Source organism: Agrococcus sp. BE272, assembly GCF_031457935.1.
In the GTDB taxonomy this organism is placed as follows: Bacteria; Actinomycetota; Actinomycetes; order Actinomycetales; family Microbacteriaceae; genus Agrococcus; species Agrococcus sediminis.
The window spans coordinates 1,059,052-1,071,243 of sequence record NZ_JAVDXL010000001.1; the positions used below are offsets into that span (position 1 = coordinate 1,059,052).

Below are 12,192 nucleotides of genomic sequence, written 5' to 3' on the forward strand. Positions count from 1 at the left end.
CGGAGCTGGGGTCGCAGGAGAGGCCCGAAAGGGCCTCTCCTCCCAGCTCCACCGCTCACGCGACGTCGTCGATGCCGTACAGCGCCTGGATCGCGGCGAGGAAGTCGTCGTGCCTGCCCTCGGCGGCGAGCTCGCGAGCCCGCACGGTGGGCTTGTGCAGCAGCACGCCCGCGAAGTGGCGCAGCGCCTGCTCGGCGAGGCGCCGCTCCTCCTCGGTGCCGCGCTTGGCGATGCGGGCGAGCTCGGCGTCCATCGCGCCCTGCACGTGCTCGCGCAGCGCCGCGATCGCGGGGCCGAGCTGCCGCTCGGCGGTGCCGCGCTCGAAGCGCGCGGCGGCCTTCCGCACGAGGTGGCGGGCGTCCTCGGTGGCGGTGAGGTGCTCGAGCGGCGCGTGCAGGCGGATCGTCTCGAGGTCGAGCACCTCGACGCCGTGCACGGTCGCGACGTCGGGGTCGACGTTGCGGGGCATGCCCATGTCGATCACGAGCTGCGAGGCGCGGCCGTGGTCGACCGGGCACTCGGCGCCGGGGCCTGCGTGGAGCGGGCAGCCCTCTGCGGTCGGGTCGAGCGCGACGGGGCAGGTGGATGCGTCGTGCGGCTGCACGGCGGAGCCGGGGAAGGCGTGGGTCGCGGCGAGCCGCTCGCGGCCGGCCCGGAGCAGCGCGGCGTCGACCACGTGGTGGTCGGCGCTCGTGCACGTGACGATGACGTCGGCCGTCGCGGCGGCGAGCGGGGCGTCGCGCGGGTCGACGTAGCCGATCGCGTGGCTGCGGGCGAAGCCGGCGCCGCGGTCGGAGGGGCTCCAGACCTCGATGTGCTGGGCGCCGCGGCGGCGCAGCTCGGCGAGCGAGACGCCCGCGAAGCGGCCGGTGCCGACGAGCAGCACGCGCGCGCCGGTGAAGTCGACGCGGGCGCTCGCGAGGTCGAGGGCGAGGCGCACGATCGAGCGACCGGCCTCGCCGATGCCGGTGCGGTTCTTGATGCCGCGCTGCGTCTCGGACGCGCGCTGGAAGAGGCGCTCGAGGCTCGGGGAGGTCGTGCCGGCGTCCTGCGCCGACTGCAGCGCGCGGCGCACCTGGCCGGCGATCTCGCCCTCGCCGACGACGACCGACTCGAGGCCGGCGGCGACGGCGAACAGGTGCTCGGCGGCGCGGCCCTCGACGAGCGGCTCGAGGGTCTCGGGATGGTGGAACCCGAGCGCATCCGTCGCGGCCGTCTGCGCGATGCCCGGCGCCTCGTCCCGGTCGGCGTCGACGTCGAGGTACACCTCGAAGCGGTTGCAGGTGGAGACGACGATCGCGCCGTCGATCGACGGGTGCGAGGCGAAGGAGGTGGGCAGCTGCGCGGCGTCTGCCGACGACAGGGCCTCGAGGGCTGTGAAGTCGGCGTTCTTGTGACTCGCCGTCAGGCAGATGAGCACCCGACCATCCTACCGCGTCCCCCAGCCCGCCCCGTCGGCGGCGGGCGAGCGCCCCCAGCGCAGAGGTGGGACAATGGATGCGATGCCTGCGCTGCCCGAGACCCACCCGCTCAACACCCGCACCGGAGCCTCCGGCCTGGTGCGCGCCTACCGCGGCGACCGCCCGGAGGTCACGCCCGTGTGGTTCATGCGGCAGGCGGGGCGCTCGCTGCCCGAGTACCGGTCGCTGCGCCAGGGCCGCGACATGCTCGACACGTGCCTCGACCCGGTCCTCGCGAGCGAGATCACGCTGCAGCCGGTGCGCCGCCACGGCGTCGACGCGGCCATCTTCTTCAGCGACATCATGGTGCCGCTGCGCCTCGTCGGCGTCGACGTGACGATCGAGCCCGGCGTCGGTCCGGTCGTCGCCGAGCCCGTGCGCACCCCCGCCGACGTCGAGCGCCTCGTCGCGCTCGACCCGGCCCGCCTCGACGAGGCGCTCGAGCCGATCCGCGAGGGCGTGCGCCAGACGATCGCGGGGCTCGCCGAGATCGGCGACGGCACGACCCCGCTCATCGGCTTCGCGGGCGCGCCCTTCACGCTCGCCGCCTACCTCGTCGCCGGCCGCCCGTCGAAGGACCACCTCGAGGCGCGCACCCTCATGCGCTCCCACCCCGACGCGTGGGACGCCCTGACCCGCTGGGCGGCCGACGTCACGGGCCGCTTCCTGCGCGCGCAGGTCGAGGAGGGCGCGAGCGCCGCGCAGCTGTTCGACTCCTGGGCGGGCTCGCTGCCGCTCGAGCAGTACCGCGAGCACGTCGCACCCGCCTCGCGCCTCGCGCTCGACGCCGTGCGCCACGTGACCGACGCATCCGGCCGCCGTGTGCCGCTCGTGCACTTCGGCGTCGGGGCGGGCGAGCTCTACGGCGCGATGGACCTCGACGTCGACTGCATCGGCGTCGACTGGCGCGTGCCGCTCGACCAGGCGCTCGAGCGCATCGACGCCGACGTGACCGTGCAGGGCAACCTCGACCCGGCGGTGCTCGGCGCTCCGTGGGAGATCGTCGAGGCCGCGATCGACCACGTGCTCATCGCCGGCTCCGTCGCCCGCGCGCACGTGTTCAACCTCGGCCACGGCGTGCCGCCGACGGCCGACCCCGCGGTGCTGACCCGCATCGTGCAGGCGGTGCATGCGCGGTGACCGACGTGACCGGGGCTGAGCCCGGCCCCGAGGCCGGCGACGCGCCCGCCGGTGGTGCGGATGCGCCCGGCGGCGCGGGCGCGGAGCGCTGGGACACGATCGTGGCCGGCGCGGGCGTCGCGGGCCTCACGGTCGCGCACGAGCTGGCCGCCCGCGGCTACCGGGTGCTCGTGCTCGAGGCCTCCGACCGCCTCGGCGGCGTCGCGAGCCCGATCGAGGTCGACGGCCTCGCGCTCGACGCGGGCGCGGAGTCGTTCGCGACCCGCGGCGGCGCGGTCGCCGAGCTCGCGCGCGAGCTGGGCCTCGGCGACGACATCGTGAGCCCCAACCCGGCCGGCGCCTGGCTGCAGCTCGCCGACCGCGCCGTGCCGCTGCCGAAGCACACGCTGCTCGGCATCCCCTCGTCGCCGCTCGCGCGCGACGTCATCGACGTGCTCGGCTGGGGCGGCGCCGTGCGCGCCTACCTCGACCGCCTCATGCCGGTGCTGCGCATCGGCAAGGACGACGCGCTCGGCCCGCTCGTGCGCCGCCGCATGGGGAGGAAGGCCCTCGACCGGCTGGTCGGCCCGCTCGCCGGCGGCGTCTACTCGGCCGATCCCGACCTGCTCGACGTCGCGACGGTGGCGCCGGGCCTCAACAACGCGCTCACGCAGGCCGGATCGCTCTCGGGCGCCGTGGCGGTCGTGCTCGAGGAGCGCGCCGCCGCGGTCGCGCGCGGCGACGCCGCCCCGAGCAACGCGAGCCGTCCGGGCAGCGCCATGCAGGGCATCCGCGGCGGCATCCACCGCCTCACCGCAGCGCTCGCCGAGCGGGCGCGCGAGCACCGCGCCGAGCTGCGCACGGGCGTGCGCGTGCTCGCCGCCGAGCCGACCGGCACCGGCTGGACCGTGCAGACGGATGCGGGCGGCTTCGACGCGTCGTCGCTGGTCGTCGCGCTCCCCGAGGCCGAGGCGCTGCGCGTGCTCGCCGGCGTCGACGGCTTCGCCGGGCTCGCCGCCGACGCGGGCGGCGTGACCGTCGAGCTCGTCACGCTCGTGCTGCCCGCCGGCGCGATCGAGGGCGACCCGCGCGGCACGGGCGTGCTCGTCGCCGGCGACGCGCCCGCGGTGCGGGCGAAGGCGATGACCCACTCGAGCGCCAAGTGGCCGTGGCTGCGCGAGGCCGCCGGCGGCCGCGAGGTCGTGCGCCTCAGCTACGGCTCCGGCCGCACCCCGCCCGCGACCGAGGGCCTCGACGACGCGGCGGCCGTCGCGCTCGCGCTCGCCGACGCGCGCGCGATCCTCGGCCGCGAACTGCCCGAGCCCGTCGCCGCCGCGCGCGTGCGCTGGCAGCAGGGCCAGCCGGCGAGCGTCGTCGGTGCGGCCGCCCGCCAGCGGGCGATCCGCGCCGCCGCGGCCGCGCACGAGCAGCTGCTCGTCGTCGGCGCCGCCGTCGCCGGCACGGGCCTCGCGCAGGTCGTGCCCGACGCCCGCGCCGCCGCGCTCGGCATCCGGCGGGAGCGCTTCGTCGAGCCGGGGAGGCCCTGGACCGACGACGTCGCCCCCGAGGAGGGGGCCGCCGGCCCCGCGCCCGACGGCGACGACGCGCGGGCATCCGCCGGCGCATCCGCCCCGAACGACACCGCGGGCGCCCCCGGCGCCGCGGCCGACGACACCGCGACCGCACACGACCGAGGAGAGGCATGAGCGAGCACGAGCACGCCCACCACGAGCAGCCCGACGAGCACGGGCAGGCCGAGGCGCAGGACGACGGCTTCACCATCTGGAGCGTGCACCGCCGCGGCGGCCCGGCCGCGAACGGCGGCCGCGCGCCGCTCGAGAAGGAGCTCGCCGCGCTCGAGGCCGAGGGCATCATCGCTCGCGGCATCTACGACGTCTCCGGCATGCGCGCCGACGCCGACATCATGGTCTGGCTGCACGGCACCGCCGGCACGCGCCCCGAGGCGCTGCAGGCGGCGATGCGCCGCGTGCGCCGCTCGCGCGAGCTCGCCGGCACGACGCTGGTGTGGAGCGCCATGGGCGTGCACCGCGACGCCGAGTTCAACAAGCAGCACGTGCCCGGGTTCATGCGCGGGATCGCGCCCAAGCGCTGGGTGACCGTCTACCCGTTCAACCGCTCCTACGACTGGTACCTGCTGCCGGCCGAGGACCGCAGCCGCATGCTCGCCGAGCACGGCCGCGCGGGCGCCGCCTACCGCGGCGTGCTCGCGAACACCGTCTCGGCGTTCGCGCTGGGCGACTACGAGTGGATCCTGCCGCTCGAGTCCGACGAGCTCGTCGAGCTCGTCGACATGATGCGCGAGCTGCGCGCCGTCGAGGCGCGGCTGCACGTGCGCGACGAGGTGCCGTTCTTCACGGGCCGCAGGATCGCGGTCGACGAGATCGAGGAGGTGCTCGCATGAGCGAGATGACGGATGCGCCCCAGGGCGGATGCTGCGGCGGCGGGTGCTGCGGCGGGATGCAGCAGCAGCCCGAGCAGCAGCAGGCGGAGCAGCAGGCGGCCCGGCGCGAGACCAAGGCGCCGGCGGCGACGGCCGTGCACCTGGAGCAGGGCGCGGCCGTCGCGAGCGCGACGCCGGCCGCCCAGCTGGGCCCCGAGCACGTGGAGGAGCCGGTCGCGTACGACGGCATCCTGCTGTCGGGCTTCGGCGGGCCGGAGGGGCAGGACGACGTGCTGCCGTTCCTGCGCAACGTCACCCGCGGCCGCGGCATCCCCGACGAGCGGCTCGAGGAGGTGGCGACCCACTACCGGCACTTCGGCGGCGTCAGCCCCATCAACCAGCAGAACCGCGACCTGAAGGCCGCGCTCGAGGGCGCGCTCGCCGAGGCCGGCGTCGACCTGCCCGTCTACTGGGGCAACCGCAACTGGGCGCCGTACCTCGACGAGGCGCTGCAGCAGGCCGCCGATGCGGGCGCGACGCGGCTGCTGGCCATCCCCACCTCGGCCTACTCCTCCTACTCGTCGTGCCGGCAGTACCGCGAGGACTGGGCCGACGCGCTTGAGGCGACCGGGCTGCAGGCGTCGATGCAGATCGACAAGGTGCGCCAGTTCTTCAACCACCCGGGCTTCCTCGCGCCGTTCGTCGACGGCGTGCGCGCGACGGTCGCCGAGGCGCGCGAGGCGGGCTTCGCCGACGGCGACGTCGAGGTGCTCTTCGCGACCCACAGCATCCCCACCGCCGACGCGGAGCGCTCGGGCGCGCCCGACCTGCACGAGTGGGGTCCGGGCGGCGGCTACGAAGCGCAGCACCTCGCCGCCGCGGAGTGGGTCATGGGCGAGGCGGCGCCGGGCGTCGCCTGGCAGCTCGTCTACCAGTCGCGCTCCGGACCCGCCTCGCAGCCGTGGCTCGAGCCCGACATCAACGACGCGATCGACGAGCTCCCGGTGGGCGACGGCGGCCGCAAGGCGGTCGTGATCGTGCCGCTCGGCTTCGTGAGCGACCACATGGAGGTCATGTGGGACCTCGACGAGGAGGCCATCGAGACGGCCACCGAGCGGGGCCTGTGGGTGCGACGCGCGCCGACGCCGGGCGTCGACCCGCAGTACGTGGGCGCGCTCGTCGACCTCGTGCAGGAGCGGCTCGAGGGCCGGCCGGTCGCCGAGCGCAAGGCGGTCACCTCGATCCACACCTGGTACGACGTGTGCCGGCCGGGCTGCTGCGAGAACCCGCGGCTCGGCTTCCGGCCCGCGATCGCCGGGCTGCAGCCGTGACGCTGCGCGTCGGCACGCGCGGCTCGGCGCTCGCGATGGCGCAGACGAAGGCGCTCGCCGCGCGCTTCGCGGGCGACGTCGAGATCGTCGAGATCACGACGAAGGGCGACGTCGACCGCACCTCGCTGTCGCAGCTGGGCGGCACGGGCGTGTTCGTCTCGGCGCTGCGGGATGCCCTGCTCGAGGGCCGCGTCGACGTCGCGGTGCACTCGATGAAGGACCTCCCCACGGCGCCCGCCGCCGGCATCGAGCTCGCCGCGGTCGCGAAGCGCGAGGATCCCCGCGACGCGCTGTGCGCCCGCGACGGGCTCACGCTCGCCGGGCTCCCCGAGGGCGCGAAGGTCGGCACCGGGTCGCCGCGGCGCGCGGCGCAGCTGCGCCTCGCGCGGCCGGACATCGAGGTCGTCGACATCCGCGGCAACGTGCCCACGCGCCTCGCGCGGGCGCAGGGCGACGATGCCGACCTCGACGCGGTCGTGCTCGCGCTCGCGGGCCTCAAGCGCCTCGGGCTCGACGGCAGCGCGACCGAGCTGCTCGACCTCGTCGACTTCCCGACCGCGCCCGCGCAGGGCGCGCTCGCCGTCGAGATCCGCGACGGCGACGGCGCGAGCCGCGCCGCGGTCGCGAAGACCGACCACGGCCCCACCCGGGCCGCGGCCGACGCCGAGCGGCGCGTGCTGGCGGGCCTCGAGGCCGGATGCGCGGCACCGGTGGCCGCGCACGCCGAGGTCGCCGACGGGATGCTCTTCCTCACCGCGATCGCGTACGCGACCGACGGCTCCCGCCGCCTCGGCGCATCCCACGCCTTCACGCTCGACTCCACGTCGCCCGCCGACCTCGCGGAGGGCGCGCGCGACGTGGCCGAGCGGGCGGTCGCCGAGCTGCTCGAGGCCGGCGCCGCCGACCTCGTGCACGAGGCGCGCACCGAGGGCTGAGGCTCCGGCGGATCGGGCGGCGCGCGGGTGGTCGGGCGCGCCGCATCCGCCGCCTCTGCGAGACTGCTCGGCACCGACCCAGGGAGGAAGCCATGCGCGTCCTGATCCCCCGTGGCGGCAGCTGGGGCGACGAGGTCGCCCGGCTCGTCACCGAAGCGGGCTTCGAGCCGCTGATCCTGCCGCTCGTCACGATCGAGCCGGCCGAGGACCAGGAGCACCTGCAGCGCATCCTCGCGCAGCTCGCCGAGGGCCGCTTCGACTGGCTCGTCGTCACGAGCCAGTCGACCGTGCGGGTGCTGCCGCGCGTGCCGGTCTCGGTGCACGTCGCCGCGGTCGGCGCGGTGACGGCCGCATCGCTGCGGGAGCGCGGCGTGCCGGTCGCGTTCATCCCCACGAAGCAGTCGGCGGCCGGGCTCGTCGACGAGTGGCCCATCCGCGAGGGCCGGGTGCTCTGGCCGCACGCGCTCGACGCGCGGCCGACGATCGCCGACGGGCTGCGGCGCCACGGCATGCAGGTGACCGAGGTCGTCGCGTACCGCACGGTGCCGGTGTTCGAGTCGGGCGACGCGCTCGCCGAGGCGGTCTCGACGCAGACGGGCGCGATCCCGGTCGTCGGCGCGGATGCGACGCGGCAGCAGGAGGAGCTGCAGGCGGCGGGGGAGGACGGCGCCGATGCCGTGCTGACCGCCGTCGAACCGGCCGAGACGCCGATCGACGCGGTGCTCGTCACCTCGGGCTCGGTCGCGAAGCAGGTCGCGCGGCTCGGGCTCGCGGGCGACACGCGCATCATCGCGATCGGCGACCAGACGGCCGAGGACTGCCGCAAGCACGGCCTGCGGGTCGCGGGCATCGCGCAGCGGCCGAACGCGCAGGAGCTCGTCGCGGCGCTCGTGGCGGCCGCGGGCCGCTGAGCTCGGCGCCGCCCCGCACCGATCCCCCCGCAAGCGCTCCGATCCCCCCCGTAGAGGGACCCCTTCGACCGAACGGGACCCGGTGCACCGGGTCCTCCCGGGTGGAACGGGTCCTCGAGGGTGGAACGGGTCGCGCGCGGCGTAGCGTGGGCGCATGAGCGAGCACGCCCGCGACACGAACCCCGCCCTCGAGGCGCTCGCCGCCTCCGGCCTCGAGCACGAGATCACCCGGCACGGGCGCGTCGGATCGCTCGCCGAGGCCGCCGAGGCTCGCGGCGTGAGCCCCGCCGAGGTCATCAAGACGATGGTCGTGCGCCGCGGCGAGGGCGACCACCTGCTCGTGCTCGTGCCCGGCGACCGCACGATCGCGTGGCCGAAGCTGCGCGAGCTGCTCGGCGTCAGCCGGCTGTCGATGCCCGACGCCGACGCGGCGTTCGCGGTGACGGGGTTCCGCCGCGGCACGATCACCCCGTTCGGCACGCCGCGGCCGCTGCCCGTCGTCGCCGACGAGCGCGTGCTCGGCCACCGCGTCTCCATCGGCGGCGGCGACCACGGGGTCGCGGCGACGGTCGACGGCGACGCGCTCGTCGCGCACCTGGGCGCGCAGGTCGCCGACGTGACCGACCCCGAGGCGCCGCGCTGACGCATCCGCCCGCAGCCGCGAGGGCACGGGTCGCCGACGGCGCTGGCGCGCACCGCGCCGGGCGTGTACCGTCGCTCGAGCAGTCGTCGGCGGTGTCAGCGCCGACGCCCTCCGCACCCCCAGGAGCCACGATGACCGAGATCCACGGAGCCGCGACCCGGCGCTGACCCGACGACCACGCATCGTCGACCCATCCGTCAGCGCTCCCCGCTCTCGGAGGATCCCTCTTGGCACACCCTGTCATCGCGCTCTCGCGCGTCTCGTTCCAGTGGCCCGACGGCACGCCCGTGCTCGACGGCGTCTCCGGCGCGCTCGGCCACGGGCGCACCGGCCTCGTCGGCATGAACGGCGCCGGCAAGTCCACGCTGCTGCGCCTCATCGCCGGCTCGCTCGCGCCCGCCGCAGGCGACATCGTCGTGCACGGCACGGTCGCCGCGCTGCCGCAGCAGCTGGCCCTCGGGGCCGGCACGGTGGCGGATGCGCTCGGCATCGCGGGCGTGCTCGACGCGATCGCGGCCATCGAGTCGGGCGACGTCGCCCCGCACCGCTTCGACGAGGTCGGCGACCGCTGGGGCGTCGAGGCGGAGGCGCTCGCGGAGCTCGCCGCCCTCGGCCTCGCCGGCGACGCCGACCTGCTGCGCCGCCCGATCGCGACGCTCTCGGGCGGCGAGGCGGTGCTCGTCGGGCTCGCCGCGATCCGGCTGCAGCGCGCCGACATCGCGCTGCTCGACGAGCCGACCAACAACCTCGACGCCGATGCCCGCGCGCGGCTCCACGACGCGGTCGGCGCGTGGCGCGGCTCGCTCGTGGTCGTCAGCCACGACGTCGCGCTGCTCGAGCGGGTCGACCGCATCGCCGAGCTGCACGCCCCCGGGCCCGGCGCCGGCTCGTCGCTGCGCACATTCGACGGGCCGCACTCGGCCTACCGGGCGGCGCTCGAGGCGGAGCAGGCGGCGGCCGCGCAGGACGTGCGCGACGCCGAGCAGCTGCTGCGCCGCGAGCGGCGCGAGCGCATCGATGCGGCCGAGCGGCGCTCGCGGTCACAGGCCGCGGGGCGGCGCGCGTTCCTCGGCGGCGGCATGCCGAAGATCGTCGCCGGCGGCCTGCAGCGGAAGGCCGAGCGCACGACCGCGCGCTCGAAGGCGCTGCACGAGGGGCGCGAGTCGACCGCCGCCTCGGCGCTCGAGGCGGCCGAGGCGCGCGTGCGCGACGACCGCACCATCCGCATCGCGCTGCCCGGCACGCGCGTGCCCGCGGGGCGGGACGTGCTCGCGCTGCGGCTGCCCGGCGGCGAGGCGGTCGCGGTGCGCGGGCCCGAGCGCATCGCCCTCACGGGCGCCAACGGGGCGGGCAAGACGACGCTGCTCGACGCGATCGCCGGCACGGCGGCCTCCCGGGCCGACGGCCGGCCCGCGCCCGTCGCCGAGGTGACCCACCGCATCCGCGAGACCGCGATGCTGCCGCAGCGCATCCGCTTCCCGGACGAGGACGCGACGCTCGTCGACGCCGTGCGCGAGACGGCGCCGACCCGGTCGCCGCTCGAGGTGCGGGCGCAGCTCGCGCGCTTCCTGTTCCGCGGCGACCGCGGCGAGCAGCGGGTGCGCGAGCTCTCGGGCGGGGAGCGGTTCCGGCTCGCGCTCGCACGGCTGCTGCTCGCCGACCCGGCGCCGCAGCTGCTGCTGCTCGACGAGCCGACGAACTCGCTCGACCTCGACAGCGTCGACCGGCTCGTGGAGGCGCTCGCGGCCTACGAGGGAGCGCTCGTGGTGGTGAGCCACGACGCCGCGTTCGTCGACCGTCTCGGCATCGCGCGCGAGTGGAGGATCGAGGGGCGCAGGCTCGACGATCGCGGCGTAGCATCCAGGTGACCAGCACCCGCGGAGGCAGCCATGCACGTCGATCGGCAGGCGCTCGACGAGGCCGTCGCCAAGCGCGCGTTCACCGGCGTCGTGACGATCGACGAGGGCGAGCGGCGCACGCTCGAGCGCTGCGAGGGCTTCCTGCACCGGGCGCACGGCGTGCCGATGATCCCCGAGGCGCGCATCGCGATCGCGAGCGGCAGCAAGACGTTCACCGCCCTCGCGGTGCTGCGGCTCGTCGAGCAGGGGGCGCTGCGGCTCGACCAGCCGGTGCGCGCGCTGCTCGGCGACGAACTGCCGCTCGTCGACGCCGCCGTCACGATCGAGCACCTGCTCACCCACACCTCCGGCATCGGCGACTACCTCGACGAGGAGGCCGAGTGGGAGGTCTCGGATTTCGTGCTGAGCGTGCCCGTGCACCGGCTGACGACCGCGGAGGCGTTCCTGCCGGTGCTCGACGGGCACCCGCAGGCGTTCGCGCCGGGGGAGCGGTTCGCGTACTGCAACGGCGGCTACATGGTGCTCGCCGTGCTGCTCGAGCGGGCGACCGGCGAGACCTACCACCAGGCGGTGCGCCGCCTCGTGCTCGAGCCGGCCGGGCTCGCCTCGACCGGCTTCCTGCCGCTCAACGCGCTCCCCGCCGACGCGGCGCTCGGCTACCTCGACGACGAGGGCGACCTCGTCAACACGCTGCACCTGCCGGTGCTCGGCAACGGCGACGGCGGCGCGCTCACGACCGCCGCCGACCTGCACCGCTTCTGGCTCGCGCTGCTCGACGGGCGCATCGTCTCGCGCGCGACGGTCGACGCGATGATGCGGCCGCGCCACGACGTGCCCGACGAGGGACTGCGCTCCGGGATGGGCCTCTGGCTGCACGCGACGCATCCGGCCCTCGTGCTCGAGGGCTACGACGCGGGCGCCTCGTTCCGCTCGACCCACCTGATCGCGGCGCGCACGACGGTCAGCGTGCTCGGCAACAGCTCCGAGGGCGCGTGGCCGGTGATCGGCGCGCTCGCGAAGGCCGTCGACGCCGAGCTGCGGGCATGAGCGACCCGCACGTGCTCGGGCCCGGCCTCGCGCCGACGCCGTTCACCGCCGCCGAGATCCGCGCCGGCTGCCCCGACGGCCGCTGGGTGCTCTCGCGCACCGAGCGCGCCGGCGAGGTCGCCTTCCACCGGTCGGGCTTCGAGGAGGGCGATGCCGACGGCTGCACGTGCACGACGGTGACGACGGATGCGTCGGGCCGGCCGACGGGGCAGGTGCGGCGCCGCCGCGCGACGTGGCGCGAGCTGCAGGGCCACGCCGCGTTCCCGGAGGACGCGACGTCGGTCGCGACCGAGCGCATCCGCCTCGCGGTCGGCGAGCTCGAGTGCCTGCGCTACGAGGTGCGCGGCGACGCGGGCACGAGCACGTTCTGGTTCGCGCTCGCGCACCCCGGCATGCCGGTGCGGTACCGCACCGGCGACGCCGAGGTGGAGGTCGTCGCGCTCGGCTGAGCGCGCTCGGCCGAGCCCCGCAGGTGCCGCTGCTCGG

The 12,192-nt window shown here is 76.4% G+C and carries 11 protein-coding genes; 10 read left to right on the forward strand and 1 reads right to left on the reverse strand.

The window, feature by feature from the left end:
- Positions 1 to 55: 55 nt before the first annotated feature.
- Positions 56 to 1,420, reverse strand: coding sequence for a glutamyl-tRNA reductase (locus J2X49_RS05115; RefSeq protein WP_310123321.1), 1,365 nt, complete (start codon positions 1,418 to 1,420; stop codon positions 56 to 58).
- An 82-nt stretch (positions 1,421 to 1,502) separates the two neighbouring features.
- On the opposite strand from J2X49_RS05115, the gene hemE reads away from it, so the two are divergent.
- From hemE to J2X49_RS05165, 10 genes are all read left to right on the forward strand, one after another.
- Complete coding sequence (gene hemE, locus J2X49_RS05120; protein ID WP_310123324.1) at positions 1,503 to 2,600, forward strand: uroporphyrinogen decarboxylase; 1,098 nt, start codon at positions 1,503 to 1,505, stop codon at positions 2,598 to 2,600.
- The gene (gene hemG / locus J2X49_RS05125; RefSeq protein WP_310123326.1) at positions 2,597 to 4,285 is read left to right on the forward strand and encodes a protoporphyrinogen oxidase; all 1,689 of its coding nucleotides are present in this window, start codon (positions 2,597 to 2,599) and stop codon (positions 4,283 to 4,285) included. Before hemE ends, hemG begins: the two co-directional genes overlap by 4 nt.
- On the forward strand, positions 4,282 to 5,001 hold the full coding sequence (gene hemQ / locus J2X49_RS05130; RefSeq protein ID WP_146354698.1) for a hydrogen peroxide-dependent heme synthase: 720 nt from the start codon (positions 4,282 to 4,284) through the stop codon (positions 4,999 to 5,001). The genes hemG and hemQ overlap by 4 nt, the downstream gene beginning before the upstream one ends.
- Before the next feature lie 56 nt (positions 5,002 to 5,057).
- Complete coding sequence (locus tag J2X49_RS05135) at positions 5,058 to 6,311, forward strand: ferrochelatase (protein ID WP_310123973.1); 1,254 nt, start codon at positions 5,058 to 5,060, stop codon at positions 6,309 to 6,311.
- Complete coding sequence (gene hemC / locus J2X49_RS05140) at positions 6,308 to 7,246, forward strand: hydroxymethylbilane synthase (protein WP_310123331.1); 939 nt, start codon at positions 6,308 to 6,310, stop codon at positions 7,244 to 7,246. Before J2X49_RS05135 ends, hemC begins: the two co-directional genes overlap by 4 nt.
- A 92-nt stretch (positions 7,247 to 7,338) precedes the next feature.
- Complete coding sequence (locus J2X49_RS05145; protein ID WP_310123333.1) at positions 7,339 to 8,157, forward strand: uroporphyrinogen-III synthase; 819 nt, start codon at positions 7,339 to 7,341, stop codon at positions 8,155 to 8,157.
- A 154-nt stretch (positions 8,158 to 8,311) separates the two neighbouring features.
- A complete protein-coding gene (locus J2X49_RS05150; RefSeq protein WP_310123335.1) occupies positions 8,312 to 8,800 on the forward strand; it encodes a YbaK/EbsC family protein in 489 nt (162 codons plus the stop codon).
- 227 nt (positions 8,801 to 9,027) lie between these two features.
- Complete coding sequence (locus tag J2X49_RS05155; protein WP_310123338.1) at positions 9,028 to 10,668, forward strand: ATP-binding cassette domain-containing protein; 1,641 nt, start codon at positions 9,028 to 9,030, stop codon at positions 10,666 to 10,668.
- A gap of 21 nt (positions 10,669 to 10,689) precedes the next feature.
- Positions 10,690 to 11,706, forward strand: coding sequence for a serine hydrolase domain-containing protein (locus J2X49_RS05160; protein ID WP_310123341.1), 1,017 nt, complete (start codon positions 10,690 to 10,692; stop codon positions 11,704 to 11,706).
- Positions 11,703 to 12,155 (forward strand): hypothetical protein, encoded by a 453-nt coding sequence (locus J2X49_RS05165; RefSeq protein WP_310123342.1) that lies wholly within the window; start codon positions 11,703 to 11,705, stop codon positions 12,153 to 12,155. The genes J2X49_RS05160 and J2X49_RS05165 overlap by 4 nt, the downstream gene beginning before the upstream one ends.
- The last annotated feature ends 37 nt before the right edge of the window (positions 12,156 to 12,192 follow it).

What these genes read in the sequence shown, in the direction of transcription:
- hemE (WP_310123324.1), top strand. Translation starts at nt 1,503, where the DNA reads ATGCCTGCGCTGCCCGAGACCCACCCGCTCAACACCCGCACCGGAGCC.
- J2X49_RS05145 (WP_310123333.1), top strand. Translation starts at nt 7,339, where the DNA reads ATGCGCGTCCTGATCCCCCGTGGCGGCAGCTGGGGCGACGAGGTCGCC.
- J2X49_RS05150 (WP_310123335.1), top strand. Translation starts at nt 8,312, where the DNA reads ATGAGCGAGCACGCCCGCGACACGAACCCCGCCCTCGAGGCGCTCGCC.
- J2X49_RS05165 (WP_310123342.1), top strand. Translation starts at nt 11,703, where the DNA reads ATGAGCGACCCGCACGTGCTCGGGCCCGGCCTCGCGCCGACGCCGTTC.
- hemQ (WP_146354698.1), top strand. Translation starts at nt 4,282, where the DNA reads ATGAGCGAGCACGAGCACGCCCACCACGAGCAGCCCGACGAGCACGGG.
- J2X49_RS05135 (WP_310123973.1), top strand. Translation starts at nt 5,058, where the DNA reads ATGCAGCAGCAGCCCGAGCAGCAGCAGGCGGAGCAGCAGGCGGCCCGG.
- J2X49_RS05160 (WP_310123341.1), top strand. Translation starts at nt 10,690, where the DNA reads ATGCACGTCGATCGGCAGGCGCTCGACGAGGCCGTCGCCAAGCGCGCG.